This is a genomic window from Roseomonas populi, from assembly GCF_024594815.1.
Lineage (GTDB): Bacteria > Pseudomonadota > Alphaproteobacteria > Acetobacterales > Acetobacteraceae > Roseomonas > Roseomonas populi.
Window position 1 is genome coordinate 70,742 of sequence record NZ_JANJOU010000023.1, and the last position, 17,887, is coordinate 88,628.

15 protein-coding genes are annotated in these 17,887 nt (G+C 71.4%); 6 read left to right on the forward strand and 9 right to left on the reverse strand.

Annotation, left to right across the window (positions count from 1 at the left end):
* The first annotated feature begins 123 nt into the window (after nucleotides 1-123).
* Nucleotides 124-576: an Lrp/AsnC family transcriptional regulator gene (locus tag NRP21_RS21870; RefSeq protein ID WP_257718365.1), complete on the forward strand. Its 453-nt coding sequence runs from the start codon at nucleotides 124-126 to the stop codon at nucleotides 574-576.
* Between the two features lie 10 nt (nucleotides 577-586).
* On the opposite strand, the gene NRP21_RS21875 is transcribed toward NRP21_RS21870, so the two are convergent.
* On the reverse strand, nucleotides 587-4,138 hold the full coding sequence (locus NRP21_RS21875) for a DUF4214 domain-containing protein (RefSeq protein ID WP_257718366.1): 3,552 nt from the start codon (nucleotides 4,136-4,138) through the stop codon (nucleotides 587-589).
* Between the two features lie 193 nt (nucleotides 4,139-4,331).
* On the reverse strand, nucleotides 4,332-4,649 hold the full coding sequence (locus tag NRP21_RS21880; protein WP_257718367.1) for a hypothetical protein: 318 nt from the start codon (nucleotides 4,647-4,649) through the stop codon (nucleotides 4,332-4,334).
* 121 nt (nucleotides 4,650-4,770) lie between these two features.
* Here NRP21_RS21880 and NRP21_RS21885 point away from each other — a divergent pair, with 121 nt between their 5' ends.
* Both NRP21_RS21885 and serA read left to right on the forward strand, forming a co-directional pair.
* A complete protein-coding gene (locus NRP21_RS21885; protein WP_257718368.1) occupies nucleotides 4,771-5,424 on the forward strand; it encodes an SCO family protein in 654 nt (217 codons plus the stop codon).
* A 107-nt stretch (nucleotides 5,425-5,531) separates the two neighbouring features.
* A complete protein-coding gene (gene serA / locus NRP21_RS21890) occupies nucleotides 5,532-6,794 on the forward strand; it encodes a phosphoglycerate dehydrogenase (RefSeq protein WP_257718369.1) in 1,263 nt (420 codons plus the stop codon).
* Nucleotides 6,795-7,062: 268 nt separating this feature from the next.
* On the opposite strand, the gene NRP21_RS21895 is transcribed toward serA, so the two are convergent.
* The 3 genes from NRP21_RS21895 to hflK all read right to left on the reverse strand — a co-directional run bounded on the left by NRP21_RS21895 (nucleotide 7,063) and on the right by hflK (nucleotide 10,733).
* Nucleotides 7,063-8,583, reverse strand: a complete 1,521-nt coding sequence (locus tag NRP21_RS21895) for a Do family serine endopeptidase (protein WP_257718370.1) — start codon at nucleotides 8,581-8,583, stop codon at nucleotides 7,063-7,065.
* Nucleotides 8,584-8,811: 228 nt separating this feature from the next.
* Nucleotides 8,812-9,687 carry a protease modulator HflC gene (hflC, locus tag NRP21_RS21900; protein WP_257718371.1) on the reverse strand — a complete coding sequence of 292 codons (876 nt, stop codon included), beginning with the start codon at nucleotides 9,685-9,687 and terminating at the stop codon, nucleotides 8,812-8,814.
* Nucleotides 9,684-10,733, reverse strand: coding sequence for an FtsH protease activity modulator HflK (gene hflK, locus NRP21_RS21905; RefSeq protein WP_308219925.1), 1,050 nt, complete (start codon nucleotides 10,731-10,733; stop codon nucleotides 9,684-9,686). Before hflK ends, hflC begins: the two co-directional genes overlap by 4 nt.
* Before the next feature lie 362 nt (nucleotides 10,734-11,095).
* Between hflK and NRP21_RS21910 the strand changes: the two genes are divergently transcribed.
* The 3 genes from NRP21_RS21910 to NRP21_RS21920 all read left to right on the forward strand — a co-directional run bounded on the left by NRP21_RS21910 (nucleotide 11,096) and on the right by NRP21_RS21920 (nucleotide 14,662).
* A complete protein-coding gene (locus tag NRP21_RS21910) occupies nucleotides 11,096-12,253 on the forward strand; it encodes an Mrp/NBP35 family ATP-binding protein (protein ID WP_257718373.1) in 1,158 nt (385 codons plus the stop codon).
* A 64-nt stretch (nucleotides 12,254-12,317) separates the two neighbouring features.
* Nucleotides 12,318-13,448: a helix-turn-helix transcriptional regulator gene (locus tag NRP21_RS21915; RefSeq protein ID WP_257718374.1), complete on the forward strand. Its 1,131-nt coding sequence runs from the start codon at nucleotides 12,318-12,320 to the stop codon at nucleotides 13,446-13,448.
* Between the two features lie 89 nt (nucleotides 13,449-13,537).
* Nucleotides 13,538-14,662, forward strand: a complete 1,125-nt coding sequence (locus tag NRP21_RS21920) for a helix-turn-helix transcriptional regulator (protein WP_257718375.1) — start codon at nucleotides 13,538-13,540, stop codon at nucleotides 14,660-14,662.
* Nucleotide 14,663: 1 nt separating this feature from the next.
* Here the strand turns inward: NRP21_RS21920 and NRP21_RS21925 are convergent, their stop codons facing one another.
* From NRP21_RS21925 to thyX, 4 genes are all read right to left on the reverse strand, one after another.
* A complete protein-coding gene (locus NRP21_RS21925) occupies nucleotides 14,664-15,548 on the reverse strand; it encodes a PfkB family carbohydrate kinase (RefSeq protein WP_257718376.1) in 885 nt (294 codons plus the stop codon).
* Nucleotides 15,549-15,615: 67 nt separating this feature from the next.
* Nucleotides 15,616-16,374 carry an SDR family NAD(P)-dependent oxidoreductase gene (locus tag NRP21_RS21930; protein WP_257718377.1) on the reverse strand — a complete coding sequence of 253 codons (759 nt, stop codon included), beginning with the start codon at nucleotides 16,372-16,374 and terminating at the stop codon, nucleotides 15,616-15,618.
* Between the two features lie 148 nt (nucleotides 16,375-16,522).
* Nucleotides 16,523-16,843 (reverse strand): hypothetical protein, encoded by a 321-nt coding sequence (locus NRP21_RS21935; RefSeq protein ID WP_257718378.1) that lies wholly within the window; start codon nucleotides 16,841-16,843, stop codon nucleotides 16,523-16,525.
* Between the two features lie 17 nt (nucleotides 16,844-16,860).
* Nucleotides 16,861-17,799, reverse strand: coding sequence for an FAD-dependent thymidylate synthase (gene thyX, locus NRP21_RS21940; protein ID WP_257718379.1), 939 nt, complete (start codon nucleotides 17,797-17,799; stop codon nucleotides 16,861-16,863).
* Nucleotides 17,800-17,887: the final 88 nt, after the last annotated feature.

Sequence of the window (17,887 nt, forward strand, 5' to 3'; positions counted from 1 at the left end):
TGCGGGGGCTCGTTCTCTTCTGAGATATGGGGGAGGATGGCCTGGAAATCCCGGCGGTTCTCTCCTGTTTTTCGTTGTGCACCGCCGAAGGGACAGAAGAAGCTTCTACGAAGCGGGGGAAACATGGACGCGACCGATCGCCGGATCCTCCGGGCCCTGGCCCGGCGCGGGCGCCTCTCCAACGCGGAACTCGCGGAGGAGGTGGGGCTCTCCGCCTCCCCCTGCTGGACGCGGGTGAAGCGGCTGGAGGCAGCCGGGGTGATCAAGGGCTACGCCGCCCTGCTGGACCAGGCGGCGCTGGGAATGCCGGACACGGTGTTCCTGGAGGTGATGATGGAGAAGCACGACGAGAGCGCGCTGCGCCGCTTCGAGGAGGCCGTGCACGGCATCCCCGAGATCCTCGAGTGCCACCTCGTCACCGGGGAGTACGACTACATCATCAAGGCGGCGGTGGGTGGCACGGCGGGCTACGAAGCGCTGCTGCGGGAGAAGATCTACCGCCTGCCCGGCGTACGGCATACGCGCAGCGCCTTTGCGCTGCGCTGCCTGAAACGCGAGGTCTCCGCCGTGCCCTGAGGCGCTCTCCTCACAGCAGGTCCACGCTGCTCGTCGTCTGCACCCGCGTCGGCTCGACCAGAGGCTGCAGCTCGCCAATTGCCATGGCCATGTCGATGCGGGAGATCCCGGCGCTCACGAGGCCGGCGGAATGGGCTAGCTCGGCGGGGGTGGGATCACGCTCCAGCGCGGCCCGGTAGGTGGCGGCCACCCATTCCGTGTCGTTCATGCCGCCATAGGTGGCGGCGTACATTTCCGTGCCCATCAGGGTCTCGTACAGGAGGTGCAGCGTGCCGGGGGCCGGCACCGCCGATTTCCAGATGAAGAGGCTGGCGGCATCGGGCGTGACGTCCAGCGTGGCGTCGAAGGCCCGCACCACCGCCGCGGCCGCGGTATCCGGCATCCAGAAGCCGCCGGGGTGGCTGCGCACGAAGGCCGCGCTCGCCTCTGGCAGCTCGGCAAGCCAGGTCGCGACACCCGAGAGCCCGATCCCCAGCTGCATGACACCCTTGAGATAGCCGACCGCGTCCGCGGCTGGCGCATGGCCGATCAAGGCCTTGTAGAGGAGGCTGACCTGCCCTCCCGCATCCAGCCCGGCGAAGCGCGCACGGGCCTGGTCCGTGCCGAGAAACATGGAGGTGATCGCGTCGAGGGAGATGCCAGCATCGAGCAGGCCGGCGAAGCTGGCGGCGCCTGCGCCGGAAATGTCCAGCCCAATCGTTGCCGTGTAGAGGCGGGCCACCAAGGCCTCCCGCGAGGTGCCACTCACGTCGAGCCGGCCATCGGCAAGGGAGAGCTCCTGCACCCCGCCGAGGCGCAGATCCGTGTCGTCCAGCCAGTGCAATGCGATGCCATTCGGGGCCACCTCGATCCTGGCCAGCTCGGCGGCGCTGCGCGTGGTCACCGCATGGCCGGAGGCGGAATTGGCGGCGTAGGAGAGGGATTGGCCGCGCATCAGCACGTCGCCGGCCGCCTGATCCGTCAGGTAGACGGTCTGCTCCACATGGGCGCTCCCGGGAGCCTCGCCGATGCCGCCCTGCAGGCTTCCGAGGTTCTGCAGGACGTCCAGCCGCGTCATCTCGCCGGATTCGAGGAGCGACTGCCACCCCTTGTGCTCGGCAAGGGTCGGCGTGCGCTCCAGGGCCTGCTCGAAGACGATGGCGATGAAGTCGGCGTTGGAAGTCCCTTCGGTCCGTGCCGCGAAGAGGTCCGAGGAGGAGATGTAGGCATAGAGTTGCCGCAGCGAGACGTAGCCGGCATCCAGCAGGTAGGACCAGCGCGCCAGGGCGGCGGGGTCGGGCGCCTGGTCCAGCACGGCGTCGTAGGCGCGCACCACCTCGCGCTGGGTCTGTTGCGCCACCCAGATCCCGGCGGGGTTCTGCGACTGGGTGAAGGCGGCCGCCTCCGGCGTGTCGATCAGCATCGCCGCGATTTCTGCCAAGCTCGCCCCGAGGCCGACGGCGCCCACGAGGTAGCCCAGCGCCGCCGCCGGCGGCGAGTAGCCGACCGTGTCCTGGTAGATCAGCTGGATCTTCTGCACGATATCCAGAGAGATGGAGCGATTTGCCCACTCCGCCGTGTCCAGCAGGGCGGCGGTGACGGCGAGCATGGAGACGCCCTTCTCCAGCAGCGCCGCGGTGTGGGCCAAGGACCCGGCCGAGGGCGTGAAGCCCTGGATAGCTTCGTAGGCGCGTAGAGCGCGGGCGCCGGCCGAGGTGCCGTCGAAGACGACGTGGCCGTCTGAGAAGGCGATGCTGGTGGCGCCCGTCAGCAGCGTGCTCGTGCCGTCTCGCCAAGTGACGAGAACCCCGTCCTCCCGGCTGGTTACGCTTGTCGCTTCGTTCGCGGCGTGCATCAACACCGCGCTTCCCGAGCCGGACATCGCGCCCGAGCCCGTGTTGGCCCCCGGGCCGAGGATCGTGGTGACGGGCGGCGAGGCCGGCGGCAGCGGAGGTGGGGAGGCGGGCGGAGAAGCGGGAGGCGAGGCCGGGGGCGAGATGGGGGCATCAATGACCACCACTGGCAGGGCGGAGACGGGCAGCCGGTTATATCCGGGGTCGGCACTGCTGAGGGAGAAGGAGATCCCGGCGATCTCCGTCGCTTCCACGATGCCGTCGTCCACGGCGCTGACCATCACGGCGCGGACCGCGGCCCAGTCCGCGCTGGTGAAGGTGATCGTGATGGAGGAGCCGGCCGGTCCTCCGCTCGTCGCGAGGAGGAGGTCCGCCCCGCCGTAAAGGGTAATGGTGACCGGCGCGACCGGCCGGCTGGCCAGCGCGATGGTGAAGCTGTCCCCCGCGCCGCGCTCCGCCACCGCGGTGGCGTTGCCGGTCTGGACGAGGACGAGGCCGGGCGGCGTGCTCGGCGGCACTGGGGGCGGCGGCGGCGGGGATGGCGGCGGGTCGTTGTCCGTGATCGTCACGTCCAGGCCGCGGCCGGTCAGGGCGGCGTAGCTGGCATCCGCGCTGGAAACACCGATGGAGACACGGGAGGTGCGCGCGCCGTCATAGGCAGAGTTGTCCACCGCCGAGACGATGACCGTGCGGGGCTTGTCCCAGTCGGCCGGCGCGATGGCGAAGGAGACGGTCTTGGTGAAGGCGCCGTTCACGCTTCGCTGGAGGTTCAGCGAACTGTCCACGGTGAGGGTGATCGTGACCGTGGCGGTGGGCCTGGTGGCGAGGTTGACGGTGAAGGTGTCGTTCGCCCCGCCTTCCGCCACGTCGGTGGCGCTGCCGGTGTGCGTGACCACGATCTCCGCCGAGGGCGGCGGCGGTGGCGAGGGCGGCGGCGAAGGGGGGGGCGAGGCCGGGGGGGAAGCCATCGGTGGCGAAGGCGGTGGCGAGGGCGGAGGGGAGACCACCGGCGGCGAGGGCGGCGGCGAAACGGGCGGCGAGGGCGGCGGCGAGACCGGGGGAGAGACCACGGGCGGCGAGGCGGGAGGCGGCGAGGCCGGAAGGCTTCCGTCCTGATTGGTGACGTTCACCACGGCGAAGGCGAGGCTGAAGGCGGCCTCGTTCCGTCCGTCGGAGACGGCGATCATCACCTCGCGCGTGGTGCCGCCTTCCCGCAGCAGGTCCACGCCGTCCTTCAGCTTCAGCGTGGTGCCGACGAACTCGAACCAGGCGGAGTCCGGCCAGAGCACACGGTATTCCAGGCTCTCGGCGGGGCTGTCGGGGTCGTCCGCCACGAGGCTGCCGATGAAGCCGCCCACGTCATTCTCAAGCACCTGCCCGCCCGTGCTGAAGCGCAGGCCGGATGGGGCCGTGTCGTCCACGCCGAGGAGGGTGACGGACCAGCTGCGGGCCGCAGCCGTCCAGACGCCCTCGGAGAGGACGGAGAAGCTGAAGCGCAGCACGGGGTCCGCGTCGGCAGGGAAGGCCTCGCGGTCGATGGCACCGGTCGGGGTGACGACGAGCCGGCCGAGGGAGTCGAGCGAGGCATTGAAGAGCGCGGCGTTGCGGCCCGTCAGTACGACGTCCGTGACGTCGGGTACGCCCGAAAGGGTGAAGGTCGCGGACCAATCGGCCGCGCCCTCGGTCTCGAGAATGGTGGCGGGCATCGTGCCCGTGGCAACGACGGGCATTCTTCGCTCCGCTCGCGTCTTCCTGACGCGGGGAACTTCCGTCGGGGCTGGTTAAGAAGGACTTAGTGCCGGCGCTGAAATCGTATTGGCCCGGAGCGCCGGGGAGGCGAAGAGGACGCCTGCCCGGCAGTGCCGAGTGGGCCGCGCATAATCCTGATGGGCGCCGCCGGAACGGGCAGGCGCCCGGCCGCGGTCAGGCCGCGGCAGCGCCCGAGGGCGGGGCCTCGACGAGGTCGCGCATCGCCTGGGCCCAGCGGGGCGCGGCGCCCAGCAGCCCGTCCAGCACGCGCACCGGCAGCGTCTCCGCATATTCCAGCGCGGTCACCGCACGGGGATCCCAGCCGGTGGCGAGGTGGTCCACCAGATGCTCCCCACCGCGGCGGTCGAGCAGGGCGTGGACGCGGCGCGCGGCAACGAGGATCCGGGCGGCCGCCTCGTGGCGCATCCGGTCGGCCAGGTTGTCGTTGGCGATCTCCGCCAGGGTCTCGAGGGCGGGGTCCCGGTCGGGCATCGTCTCACATTCCTTTCTGGCCTGCGGATTCCGGCTTTTCTGGAGGGGGTTGGCGGAACGACAGGTCGATAAACGTCTGTACCCCGTCCCCCGTTGCGGTTGATGCGCTATATGACGGGCCATGACCCGCGCAGTTCGCATCGCCGTCCTCCTTCTCATCCTCGGCCTGGGTGCAGTCTGGGGTGCAGCCTTCCTGGCACGGACGCCGGGGGAAGGAATGGGGGCCACCTTCGCCCGGCTGATGAGCAATGCGCCGGCGCCCAGCGCGGGCGGGGTGGCGATGCCGGGCGGAGTCTCCGTGGGCGGGGCCTTCACCCTGGTGGACGGGGACGGGAAGACGGTGACGGAGGCGGACCTGCGCGGGAAGCTGGCGCTGGTCTTCTTCGGCTACACCTTCTGCCCGGACGTCTGCCCGACGGAGCTGCAGGCCGTGGCGCAGACGATGGACCTCCTGGGGCCGCAGGCGGACCAGGTGCGGCCGGTCTTCATCACCGTGGACCCGGAGCGGGACACGCCGGCGAAGATCAAGGACTACGTCTCCCTCTTCCACCCCGCGATCATCGGGCTCACCGGCACGAAGGAGCAGGTGACGGCAGCGGCACGGGCCTGGCGGGTCTACTACGCCAAGGTCACGCCGCCCGGCTCCTCGGACTACCTGATGGACCACTCCGCCTTCACCTACCTCATGGGCAGGGACGGCTCGCTGAAGTCGCTGTTCCGGCCGGGGGTGAGCCCGGAGGAGATGGCCGCGGCGATCCGTGGCCAGCTGGGCTAGGGGCAGGTTCCACCTGGGTACAGGCGGGGGCATAGGCGGGGGGCGGCCCTGCCCCGCTTCCAGCGCGGTTGCGCCGGGGCGGGGGAATGCGGCAATCCTGCGGCACCATGCCTGACGCCCTGCCCGGCCACGCCCCCCTGTCCCTCGCCAAGGACAAGATCCGCATCCTGTTGCTGGAGGGGATCTCCGACAGCGCGGTGGCGACCTTCCACGCGGCCGGCTACTCCAACATCCGGCGCGAGAAGAAGGCGCTGGACGAGGCGGCGCTGAAGGAGGCCATCAAGGGCGTCCACCTGCTGGGCATCCGCAGCCGTACCCAGGTGACGGAGGCGGTGCTGGAAGCGGCGGACCGGCTGATCGCCGTGGGCTGCTTCTGCATCGGGACCGACCAGGTGAACCTGGCAGCCGCGCGGGGGCGGGGCATCCCGGTCTTCAACGCCCCCTTCTCCAACACCCGCTCCGTCGCCGAGCTGGTGATGGGCGAGATCGTGATGCTGCTGCGGGGCATCCCCGTGCGCTCCAACGCCGCCCATAACGGGGTCTGGGACAAGTCCGCGGCCGATAGCCGGGAGGTGCGGGGCAAGACCCTCGGCATCGTCGGCTACGGCAACATCGGCGCGCAGGTCTCCGTACTGGCCGAGGCCTTCGGCATGCGCGTGACCTACTACGACCCGATCCCGAAGCTGCCGCACGGCAACGCGCAGTCCATGCCCTCGCTCAAGGCGCTCCTGGCGGGCGCGGACGTGGTGACGCTGCACGTGCCCGATACGCACGAGACGCAGAACCTGATCGGCGCGGAGGAGATCGCGCTGATGAAGCCCTCCGCCGTGCTCATCAACAACGCCCGCGGTCGCGTGGTGGACCTGGATGCGGCGAAGGCCGGGGTTGAATCCGGCCACCTGCACGGGCTGGCCATCGACGTCTTCCCCGAGGAGCCGGCGAAGAACGACGATCCCTTCGTCTCCCCGCTCCAGGGGCTGAAGAACGTGATCCTGACGCCGCATATCGGCGGCAGCACGGTCGAGGCGCAGTCCCGCATCGGCGAGGAGACGGGGCGCAAGCTGACCGACTACTCCGACACGGGCTCCACCCTCGGCGCCGTCAACTTCCCGGAGGCGGTCCTGCCGGCCCGGGCGCGCGGGGCGCGCTTCCTGCACGTGCACGGGAACCATCCCGGCACGCTCTCCGCCATCAACGAGGTGTTCACGCGCCACGGCGCCAACATCGCCGGCCAGTACCTGCAGACCGATTCGGAGATCGGCTACGTGGTGGTGGACGCGGAAGGGCTGCGCGACGCCCAGACGGTCCTGCAGGAGCTGCGCGCCCTGCCGGGTACGGTGCGCGCGCGGCTGCTCTACGAGCGGGTCTGACTTTCGGCTGACGGGATGTCCCGGGGAGAGGAAGAAGGAATGCTTCCTCTCCCCGGCCCCCTCTCCATCATCTTTTTCTAATCGGTGGAATGATCTTGCTGGTGGTTCGCCTCGGGCCGGTGACCCGAGGCGACTGCAAGGGCAAGACTTAGCCCTGGTGTAGAGAGCCCCCGCTTCAGGTCAGTCCTGCGGCAGCCTGACGCAGGTCCAGGAGCCTCAAACTCCTGGTGGGGGTCCAGGGGGCAGAGCCCCCTGGCCTTGCCCGGCCTTAGTTACGCCGCTGGTTCCCTTCCTCACGGATGCGCAGCGGGACGAAGCGCTGGCCCTGCTGGCCTTCCACCAGAAGCAGCGCGGTGGCGCGGTTCTGGCGGCGCAGGGCTTCGATGCGGGTCTGCACCTCCTGCGGCGTGTTCACCCGCTCCTGTTGCACCTCGACAATGACGTCGCCCGGGCGCAGGTCGCGCTCGGAGGCGGCACCGCTCGGATCCACCTCGGTGATGAGGACGCCGCGCTGCTCGGGGCGCAGGCTGAAGCGCTCGCGCGCCTCGCCAGTGATGGGGCCGACCTTCAGGCCCAGCCCGGCCAGGTCCACCACCTCGCTGCGGGGGCGGGACTGGTTCTGGGCCTGCGCCTCCTCGGCCGGCAGCTCGGCGATGGTGACGGTGACCGTCTCCTCCTTGCCGTCGCGCCACACCACCACGGGCGCGGCGGTGCCCACGCGGGTCTCGGCGACGATGCGCGGCAGGTTGCGCATCTCCCGCACTTCCTGGTTGTTGAAGCGCAGGATCACGTCACCGTTGCGGATGCCACCCTTCGCGGCCGGCCCGTCCTCCTGCGCGCGGGCGACGAGGGCGCCGCGGGCGGGCTTGAGCCCAAGGCTGTCGCCGATCTCGTCCGTGACCTGCTGGATGTTCACGCCCAGCCAGCCACGGCGCACGCGCCCGCCATCCTCGAGCTGGGCGACGATGCCGCGCGCGAGGTTCGAGGGGATGGCGAAGCCGATGCCGATCGAGCCGCCGGAGGGCGAGTAGATGGCGGTGTTGATGCCGACCACCTTGCCCTGCATGTCGAAGAGCGGGCCACCGGAGTTGCCGCGGTTGATGGCGGCGTCCGTCTGGATGAAGTCGTCGTAGAGGCCCTGGCGGATGTCGCGCGACCGGGCGGAGACGATGCCGGCCGAGACAGAGGAGGCGAGGCCGAAGGGGTTGCCGATGGCCAGCACCCAGTCGCCCACCTGCGCCTCGTCGGAGTTGCCGAACTGCACGGCGGTGAGCTGGCGGTCGGTCTTGAGGCGGAGCAGCGCGATGTCCGTGCGCGGGTCGGTGCCGACCAGCTCGGCCTGAATGGTGGTGTTATCGCTCAGCACCACGTTGATCTCGGTGCCGCCGTCCACGACGTGGTTGTTGGTGACCACGAACTTCTTCTCGGCGTCGATAATGAAGCCGGAGCCGAGGGACTGGCCGCGGCGCTGCGGCTGCTGGCGGGGGCCGCCCTGTCCGCCGCCGCCGGGCGGGCGGTTGCGCTCCAGGAAGTCGCGGAAGAACTCCTCGAAGGGGCTGCCGGGGGGCGCCTGCGGGGCGTCCGGCGCGTCAGGGCGCTGGGCGTTGCGGGCGGCCGGGCTGGTGGAGACCTGCACGCTGACCACGGCGGGCAGGAGCTGCTGGGCCAGCGGGCGGAAGGAGGTCGGCGCGTTCTGCATCGGCACTTGCGCGAGAACGGGCGTCATGGGCACCGCCGCCATCGCCCCGATGAGGGCGAGGGTGGCGGCGATGGGGGTGCGGAGGCGCACTGGCAGTGTCCCTTCGGTCTTCATGGCATCGGGACGCGGCGCCCGGCGGCCGGAAGGGGCCGGGAAGCGTCTCGATCGCAGATTGGACCATTCCCCGCCGGGCGGAAGGGCCTGCCTGTTACAAAGGGCGACCGGACCGATCACCTCTGGGTGCAGAGCAAGGGCGAAACGCGGAACGGCCCGCCCCCAGGGTGGGGACGGGCCGTTCGATCAGGGTTCCAGAGCCGATCAGCGCTGGGTGCCCGGCAGCTCCCGGAAGAAGCGGAAGAACTCATTGTCCGGGGAGAGGAGGAGGCGGGTCTCCCCCCCCTCGGCAAAGGCCTCGCGATAGGCCTGCATGCTCCGCCAGAAGTTGAAGAACTCCGGGTCGCGCTGGAAGGCGTCCGCGAAGGTGCGGATGCTCTCCTGCTCGCCCTGGCCCCGCAGGATATCGGCCTGGGCGGTGGCCTCGGCCAGCAGCACGGTCCGGTCGCGATCGGCAAGCGCGCGGATGCGGGCGCGCTGCTCCTCGCCTTCCGCGCGCGCCTCGCGCGCCACGCGCTCGCGCTCGGACTGCATGCGGGACAGGATAGCCTGGGTGTTCTCCTCCGGCAGGTCGGCGCGGCGGATCCGCACGTCGGCCACCTCGATCCCGAAGCTCTTGGCCTCGCGGTTCACCTGGTCCCGGATCTCGTTCATGATCCGCAGGCGCCCGGCCGAGAGGACGTTGAGCAGGGACTCGCTGCCGAGCACACGGCGCAGCGACGAGGAGACGATCGAGGCCAGGCGGCCCCGGATCCCGTTCTCCTGCACGCCCACCGTCTGGAAGAACAGCAGCGGGTCGGTGATGCGGTAGCGCGTGAAGCTGTCCACGATCAGGCGGCGCTGGTCGCCCAGGATCAGCTCCTCGCCCGGCGCCTCGTAGTCCAGCAGGCGGCGGTCGAGCGCGATCACGCTCTGGATGAACGGCACCTTCACGTGCAGGCCCGGGGTCTGGATCACGCGGCGCGGCTCGCCGAACTGCGTGATCAGCACCTGCTGGGTCTGGTGCACGGTGAAGAGGCTGGAGGCGGCGGTGATCACCACCACCACGGCCGCCACGAGGGCGATGGTGAGGCGGTTCATCGGGCGGCCCCCTGCGTGGTGGCAGGCGCGGCGCTGGTCGCCCGGGGCGGCTGCGGCGGCGCGGCACCGCGTGCGGGCGGCTGGGCGCGCCCGGCGTCGAGGTTCAGCAGGGGCACGAGGCCCTGGAGGCGGTCATCCACGATGATCTTCGGGTTCTTGCGGAGGATCTCCTCCATCGTCTCCAGGTAGATGCGGCGCATCGTGACGTCCTGCGACGCCTGGTAGGAGGAGAGGACGGAGATGAAGCGCTGCGCCTCGCCCTTGGCGCGGGCGATCTGACTGTCCTTCTGGCCCTGGGCCTCCTGCACCATCCGCTCCGCCTCACCGCGGGCGCGGGGGATGATGTCGTTGCGGTAGGCCTCGGCCTCGTTGCGGGCGCGCTCGCGGTCGGCGGCGGCGCGCTGCACGTCGCGGAAGGCCTCGATCACGGCCTGGGGCGGATCGACCTTCTGCAGCTGGATCTGGGTGATCTCCACCCCGGCGCCGTACTGGTCGAGGATGGCCTGGGTGCCCTGGCGGACCTGCTGCTCGATCTGCGCGCGCGCCTCGGTCAGCGCGGGCTGGATCGGGGTGCGGCCGATCACCTCGCGCATCATGCTCTCGGCAGCGGACTTCACGGTGATCTCGGGGTTGCGCGTGTTGAACAGGTACTCGCCGGCGTTACGGATGCGCCAGAACACGGCAAAGTCGATGTCGATGATGTTCTCGTCCCCGGTCAGCATCATGCTCTCCTCCAGCACGTCGCGGCTGGGGGTGGGGCGCTGGGCGACGGCGCCGGAATCCACGGCGCTGCGGAAGCCGACATCCACGCGGTTGATTCGCGTGACGCGGGGCGTGGTGACGCTCTCCACCGGCCAGGGGATCCGGTAGTTCAGGCCCGGCCCGGTCCAGCGGTTATAGGCGCCGAAGCGCATGACGATGCCCTGCTCGTCCGGCTGCACCCGATAGATGCCGGAGGCTCCCCAGGCGGCCAGGGCCAGCACGGCGAGGATGGCAATGCCCTTGCCGCCGGAGGCACCGCTCCCGCCGGGGAAGCGGCGCGGCATCCAGCGCCGGACCGCATCCTGCGCCTGGCGTATTGCATCGTCCAAGTCCGGCCCACGGCCCCCGAGGCCGCCATTGTTCCCACCATTCGGCGGCGGGCTTCCCCAGGGACCCTGCGGGCGGTTGTTGCCGCCGCCGGGCGATCCCCAGGGATTCGGGCCGCCGCTGTTGTTCCACGGCATCGGGTGGTCACTCTCCCCTCGGTAACACGGCGGCCCCGCCCGCTTGCCACCTGATGGGTTTCCCCAGGGTGGGTTGAACGGGACCGGGGCCGCCCATATGGCATTCGCGGCCCTCGCCCCCTTGAACGGGGGGTGGGCCGGGCAGGTCGCCATGTTGGCCGGGGTGCGGGGGTTTTCAAGCGATGGTGAGCGGTCTGGAGGCGGCGGTGCGGTCGGCGCTGGCGGGGGTGCGGGATCCGGCGACGGGGCGGGACATCGTCTCGGCGGGACTTCTGGGCGGCATCGCGGTGCGCGACGGGATGGTGCAGGTGGAAATCGGCGTGCCGCGCGAGCGGGCGCGGGAGTACGAGGCGGTGCGCGCGGCGGCCGAGGCGGCGACCCGGGCGGTGCCGGGCGTGCGAGCCGCGACGGCGGTGCTGACGGCGCACCGCGGGGCACCCTCCCCCGCGCCGGCCCATGGCCATGCCCACGGCCCCGGTGGTGGCCAGGGTGCTGGACAGGGTGCTGGGCACGGCGGCCCCGGTGCCGGCCCGCGCGGCGGGATGCTGTTGCAGGAGGCGGGTGCGGTGATCGCGGTCGCCTCCGGCAAGGGCGGCGTGGGTAAGAGCACGACGGCGGTGAACCTGGCCGTGTCCCTGGCGCAGAAGGGACTGCGCGTGGGGCTGCTGGACGCCGACATCTACGGCCCTTCCCTGCCGATGATGCTGGGCGCCAACGAGCGGCCGCGGACGGACGGCAACCGGATCATGCCGGTGGAGGCCTGGGGGCTGAAGGCCATGTCCATCGGCTTCCTGGTGGACCAGGAGCAGCCGATGATCTGGCGCGGCCCGATGGTGATGGGCGCGCTGGAGCAGATGATGTCCCAGGTGGAGTGGGGCGCGCTGGACGCCATGATCATCGATATGCCGCCGGGCACGGGGGACGCGCAGCTCACCCTTTCTCAGCGCGTGGCGCTGCGGGGCGCTGTGATCGTCTCCACCCCGCAGGACGTGGCGCTACTGGACGCGCGCCGGGGCATCCGCATGTTCGAGAAGGTCAGCGTGCCGGTGCTCGGGCTGGTGGAGAACATGAGCTACTTCTGCTGCCCGAACTGCAACCACCGCAGCGACGTGTTCGGCCATGGCGGGGCGCGGGCGGAGGCGGAGCGGCTGGGGGTGGAGTTCCTGGGCGAGCTGCCCCTGACCCTCTCCATCCGGGAGCACGCGGATGCGGGGCGGCCGGTGGTGCTGGCCGCGCCGGAGAGCCACGAGGCAGCGCTCTACCGCGGCATCGCGGACCGGGTCTGGGCGAAGGCGGGCGGGGCGCGGGCGGGCACCGGGCCGCGGATTGTCGTGGACTGAGGGATCTCGGAGATTATCAGGTGCGATTGTTGCCCTGCGACGCCGGGCCTATGCTCGGAGTCGTATGGACGATGAAGCGGCGTGGGAATCCCTGATCGCCGACATCTACCTGTCGGCAACGGATCTGGCAGCAAGGGCGCGCGTGCCCGCCGCCCTGGCCCGGGCAGTGGGCGGCGCCTCGGCAGCCCTCTGGATGGTGGATCCCCGGACGGGAAATCCTGCATCGGATGTCCTGACCAATCTGCCGCGCGAGGGGGCGGCGCTCTACAGCCAGCACTACCACCGGCTCGACCCCTGGATGGCCCACAATAGCCGGATGGCCTGGAATGAGGTGACCCACGGGTCGGAACTCATCCCGGACGCGGAACTGGCGCGATCCGAGTACTACAATGATTTCGGGCGCCACATGGAGACCTTCCATGTGGTCGGCACCCGCCTGATGCTGGGCACCGATCCCACGGCTGCCTTCGGCGCACTCGCGGTTCTCCGGCCCAAGGACAAGGAGGCCTTCGCGGCGGCGGAGGCGGCACGGCTGCAGCGCCTGCTGCCCCATCTGAGGCGCGCGTGGCAGGTCTCGATGCAGCTGGCCAGCCCGGGTGGGCCAGCCGCATCGCTGAACTGGGACCTCGGCGTGGCAGCGGTGCTGGCGGGCATCCGGACGGCAGCGGTGGTCACAGATGGCTACGGGCGTGTGCGGCTGACCAATCCCGCGGCAGAGCGCCTTGACACTGCCGGAGCCCTGATCCTGCGTGGCGCGCCACCCGACCGAGTGCTTCGGCTGGAGCGGGAGGAGGACACGCAACGCCTCCTCGTTGCCATCGCCGACGCGGCACGCGGCGGGCCCGGGCTGGAATGCCTGCTCCCGCTCGGCGCCGCCGGGCCATGCCGCATCACCGTCTCGCCGCTACTGCAGAAGCTGCCGGGATGCGTGGGCTGGACGCTGGTGCTGATCACGCCGGAGGCGCTGGCCTCTGACGAGGCGACCCTCCAGCGGGCGCAGCGCCTTTTCGGGTTCACCCGCACGGAGGCAGAGGTGGCGCTGGCCCTGGCGACCGGGCAATCCCCGGGAGAGATCGCGGAGGCGCGCGGCGTGCGGATCTCCACCATCCGCAGCCAGCTGGTGAGCGCGCAGGACAAGGCGGGGGCGAGCGACCTGCGGGCCCTTGCGATCCGCCTGACCTTGCTGCGGGACTGAGGGGCCGAGGCTCCCGGCCCCACCCAGGAGAACATCTTCGCAGCCCGGATCATTCCGGAACGGCGTTTTCAGACTAGTCTCGTGGTTGCATGGACGATGAGACGCACTGGGATGGGCTGCTTGGCCGGATCTATCTCTCACCGCTCGACCGGGAGGCACGCGACTCCCTCCCTTCCGCCCTCGCGAAGCTCGTGGGCGGGGTGCAGGCGGCGTTCTGGACGCTGGATCCCCGCACGGGGATGCCGGATTCCCCGATGGTCACGAACCTGCCTTCAGAGACGGAACCGCTCTACCGCTCCTACTACCACCGGATCGACCCGTGGCGGACCGCCATCAACGCGTTGCAGCTCGACACGGTCCAGCTCGGGACCGAGCTGATCGCGGACGCGGCGCTGCGGCGGACCGAGTACTACGCGGATTTCGGGCGGCGCATCGAGACCTTCCACCTCATCGGCGCCTGCGTCGCGATCGGGCGCGACCCGTCCTCCCCGGTGGGGCGCGTCTCCATCATCCGCCCACAGGGGATGGAGGGCTTCGCGGCCGGCGAATCGGCCCGGCTGCGCCGGCTGCTGCCGCATCTCAGGCGCGCATGGCAGACGGGGCAGCAGCTGGCGCGGGGCGGGGACACCGCGGCCCCGGCCTGGACCGCCGGCATTTCGGCGATGCTGCAGGCGCTGCAGGCGGCCGCCATCGCCACGGACGGCCACGGGCGGGTTCTGGTGACGAATGCGGAGTCGGAGCGGCTGGACGCGGTGGGGGCTCTGCGGCTGCGCGGCGCCGTGCCGCAGCGCCTGCTGACCCTGCCGGAAGAACGCGCCACCGGCACGTTGCGCGCCGCCATCGGGAATGCGGCGCGCGGCGGCGCGGGCATGGAGGCGGTCCTGGAACTGGGGCCGGCCGGGCAGTGCCGGGTGACGGTTTCCCCGCTCTCACGCCTCGTTGCCGGGCCGGGACTGGCCTTGGTCGTCGTCACGCCGGAGGCCGTCTCCACGAGCGAGAAGACCCTGCGCCGCGCCCAGCAGCTCTTCGGCTTCACCCGGACCGAGGCCGAGGTGGCCCTGGCGCTGGCGGCCGGGTCATCGCCCAAGGAGATCGCGGAAATGCGGGGCGTACAGATCTCCACGGTCCGTAGCCAGCTGCTGCGCGCGCTGGACAAGGCGGAGGCCGGTGACCTGCGCGGCCTGGCGATCCGGCTGACGCTGCTGCGGGGCTAGGTCAGCCCACGCCGAGCAGCACCTCCGTCTCGGCCGCCATTGGCATGGCCTCGGCCGCGCCCGGGCGCGTGCAGGACAGGGCGGCGGCGGCGGAGGCGCGGCGCATGGCCGCCTCCAGTGACACCCCGCGGGAGAGAGCGGCGGCGAGGACGCCGCACCAGGCATCTCCGGCGCCGGTGGTGTCCACGGCGCGGGCCGGAAAGGCGGAGACACGCCAGTGCCCTCCCTCCCCCGCCGCCTCCGCCCCGGCCTCGCCGAGGGTGACGGCGACGGTGACGCCGAGGGCGGCGCGCAGCCCGGCTGCGGAGGCCGGGCAGCCCAGGGCGGCGGCCAGCCAGGCGGCCTCGTGTTCGTTCGCGATCAGCAGATGCAGGGCGCGGAGGGCACCCGGCTCCATCGGCGCGGCGGGTGCGAGGTTGAGAACGGGCAGCGCCCCTTCGGCGCGGGCGCGGCGGATCAGGGCGGCGTTCTCGTCCGGCGGGACCTCCATCTGCATCAGCACGACCTCGCCCGGCACCAGGGGCGGCACCTGGGCCGCGCGCGCCAGGGCGTTGGCGCCGAGGGAGACGGCGATCTGGTTGCGGCCGGCGGAGTCCACGCAGATGCAGGCGGCACCGGTGGGCGCATCCCTCTCCGCCACGGCCGAGAGATCGGCCCCGGCGGCGCGCAGGGCGGAAAGGGCGATGGAGGCCATCGGGTCCCGCCCCACGGCGCCTGCGAAGCGCACCGCCGCACCGTCCCGCGCGGCCGCCACCGCCTGGTTCGCGCCCTTGCCGCCCGGCAGGGCCCGCCACGGGCCGCCGAGCACGGTGTGGCCGGGGGCCGGCAGGCTCTCCACGGGGAAGACGAGGTCGGCGTTGGCGGAACCGAAGACGGTGACGGGCATGCGCGGTTTTCGGGCGCCGCGGCGCCGCCCGCAAGCAGCGCGCCGCGCCCTTGGGACACCGGTGGGATCAGGCCTGGGGCGGCTGGCCGTTGGAGGCGGAGAGGCCGCCATCCACAGGCAGGTTCACGCCGGTGACGTAGCGGGCATCGTGGCTCGCCAGGAAGGCGATCACGTCCGCGACGTCGGCCGGGTCGGCGGGGCGGCCGAGCGGCGTGCGCTCGCGGAACTTCGCCAGCAGCTTCTCGTCGCCCTTCATGTCCTCCGTCATGTCCGTCAGCGTCAGGGCGGGGTTCACGGCGTTCACGCGCACGCCCTTCGGGCCCAGCTCCATCGCCACGGCGCGGGTGAAGTTCGTCACGGCGCCCTTGGTGGCGTTGTAGATGCTCATGTTCCAGTCCCCGCCGAGGCCGGAGACCGAGGAGACGTTGGTGATGCTGCCCCCGGTGGGCACGAGGTGCGGCACGGCCGCGCGGGTGAGGAAGAAGACGCCGTCCAGGTCCGTGCCCATCACCTTCCGCCAGTCGGCGGTCTTCGCCTCCGCCACAGGGCCGGTGGCGTGGACGCCGGCGTTGTTCACCAGCACGTCCAGCCGGCCGAAGCGCTCCACGGCGCGGTTGACGAGGAAGGTGCACTGCTCCTCGTCGGAGACGTCGGCCACCACCACCAGGGTGCGGTCGGCGGGCAGGTCCGCCGCCACGCGGTCCAGCTTCTCCTTCGTGCGGCCGGCAAGCACCACCGCGTAGCCGTCCCGCGAGAAGCGGCGGGCCGTCGCCTCGCCGATGCCGGAGCCCGCGCCCGTCACCAGAACCACCTTGTCCGCCATCATCGCCTCCGCTCCGCTACGGCACGACAACGCGCGGGAGGTGGCGAGGGTCGTGCCCGCCCGGTGAGCAGCGGGGATGCTTCCGCCCGATAGCCGGCTGGGCTTCGCCCCCGGGGGGAGGAGCGTGTCGGGCGGCCGGAGTGGTCCGGGATTAGCGCGCCGTGGCGCGGCCGAGCGCGAAGCCGCCGATCAGGGCGGCGAGGATAACGGCCCAGATATCGCCCAGCACGGCGGCGGCGATCGGCAGGATGACGAGGATGGAGAGAACGATCACCGCGACCCCGAGCCAGGACGCGCCGCCGAAGAGGCGCGCGAGCCAGCCGCCGCGCGCGGCGGGAAAGGCGGCGGTCCTGGGCTTCCCGGCCGCCTTCGGCTTCGCGGGCGCCTTGGTGGGCACGCGCGGGCGCGCCGGCTTCGGCCCGGCGGGGGGCTTGGCGGGCGCGCCGGCGGCGCGGACGGGGGGCTTGCCCATGGCGCGCCGGGGCGGGATCAGGCCTCGCGGCCGAGCATCGCCATCAGTTCACGCCACTCGCGCTTGGAAAGGCCGCTGCCTTCCTGCTGAGGGTCCTCCCCGTCCACCATGCCGCGCACCACGGCGAGCATCTGGGCGGAGAAGGTGACGGCGCCCTGGCGGTAGTCACGGAAGGCCTCATAGGTCAGCGGCACCCAGGCCTTCACCGTGTCCAGCATCGCCTCCGCGTAGACGCGGATCTCGTACTGGGCGTGGGCGTCTGCGCGGAGCGAGAGGAAGTTCAGGAGATTGTGGAGGTCGGTCTTCCAGTACCACTGCGTATAGGCGTTGAGGGTGAGGTTCATGCGCGCAAGCTCGCGTGCCAGGCCGCGCCGGCCCTCGTCGGTCACCCGGCCCTCCGCGTCCTCGTTCAGCATCTCCAGGTAGTGGTCGTAATTGCGGGTCGCGTCCTCCCGCAGCAGGTCCAGCACGCGCGCGGCCTCATCGCCCTGGAGGACGCTGCCGCGGCCCTGGCGGTTCACGGCGGACTGGGCGGCGAGCTGGTCCGGGGCGGGCAGGTAGAACTCGCGGTCCAGGATGGAGTAGCGGGCGGAGTACTCGTTCACGTTCGCCATGCGGTGGCGGATCCACTGCCGCGCCACGAAGATCGGCAGCTTCACGTGGTACTTGATCTCACACATCTCGAACGGCGTGGAGTGCCGGTGGCGCATGAGGTAGCGGATCAGGCCGCGATCCTCGTTCGCCGCCTTGGTGCCGCGCCCGTAGGAGACGCGGGCGGCCTGCACCACCGCGGAATCGTCGCCCATGTAGTCCACCACCCGGACGAAGCCGTGGTCCAGCACGGGGGCGGGGCGGAAGAGCATCGCCTCCAAGCCCGGGGAGACGGGGCGGCGGGTCTCGTGACGCTGGGCCTCGGCCTCGGCCAGCTCCTGTCGCTGCGTCTCGGTCAATTCCATTCGCTGTCCCCCTGCCCCTGTCCCCAGCCTGGGCAGGGGGTTTACCGGGGCGGGGGGCCGTTCGCCAGCCGGGCCGGGGCTATCGGGG

What these genes read in the sequence shown, in the direction of transcription:
- NRP21_RS21870 (WP_257718365.1), top strand. Translation starts at nt 124, where the DNA reads ATGGACGCGACCGATCGCCGGATCCTCCGGGCCCTGGCCCGGCGCGGG.
- NRP21_RS21875 (WP_257718366.1), bottom strand. Translation starts at nt 4,138, where the DNA reads ATGCCCGTCGTTGCCACGGGCACGATGCCCGCCACCATTCTCGAGACC.
- NRP21_RS21880 (WP_257718367.1), bottom strand. Translation starts at nt 4,649, where the DNA reads ATGCCCGACCGGGACCCCGCCCTCGAGACCCTGGCGGAGATCGCCAAC.
- NRP21_RS21885 (WP_257718368.1), top strand. Translation starts at nt 4,771, where the DNA reads ATGACCCGCGCAGTTCGCATCGCCGTCCTCCTTCTCATCCTCGGCCTG.
- serA (WP_257718369.1), top strand. Translation starts at nt 5,532, where the DNA reads ATGCCTGACGCCCTGCCCGGCCACGCCCCCCTGTCCCTCGCCAAGGAC.
- hflC (WP_257718371.1), bottom strand. Translation starts at nt 9,687, where the DNA reads ATGAACCGCCTCACCATCGCCCTCGTGGCGGCCGTGGTGGTGGTGATC.
- hflK (WP_308219925.1), bottom strand. Translation starts at nt 10,733, where the DNA reads ATGCCGCGCCGCTTCCCCGGCGGGAGCGGTGCCTCCGGCGGCAAGGGC.
- NRP21_RS21910 (WP_257718373.1), top strand. Translation starts at nt 11,096, where the DNA reads ATGGTGAGCGGTCTGGAGGCGGCGGTGCGGTCGGCGCTGGCGGGGGTG.
- NRP21_RS21915 (WP_257718374.1), top strand. Translation starts at nt 12,318, where the DNA reads ATGGACGATGAAGCGGCGTGGGAATCCCTGATCGCCGACATCTACCTG.
- NRP21_RS21920 (WP_257718375.1), top strand. Translation starts at nt 13,538, where the DNA reads ATGGACGATGAGACGCACTGGGATGGGCTGCTTGGCCGGATCTATCTC.
- NRP21_RS21925 (WP_257718376.1), bottom strand. Translation starts at nt 15,548, where the DNA reads ATGCCCGTCACCGTCTTCGGTTCCGCCAACGCCGACCTCGTCTTCCCC.
- NRP21_RS21930 (WP_257718377.1), bottom strand. Translation starts at nt 16,374, where the DNA reads ATGATGGCGGACAAGGTGGTTCTGGTGACGGGCGCGGGCTCCGGCATC.
- NRP21_RS21935 (WP_257718378.1), bottom strand. Translation starts at nt 16,843, where the DNA reads ATGGGCAAGCCCCCCGTCCGCGCCGCCGGCGCGCCCGCCAAGCCCCCC.
- thyX (WP_257718379.1), bottom strand. Translation starts at nt 17,799, where the DNA reads ATGGAATTGACCGAGACGCAGCGACAGGAGCTGGCCGAGGCCGAGGCC.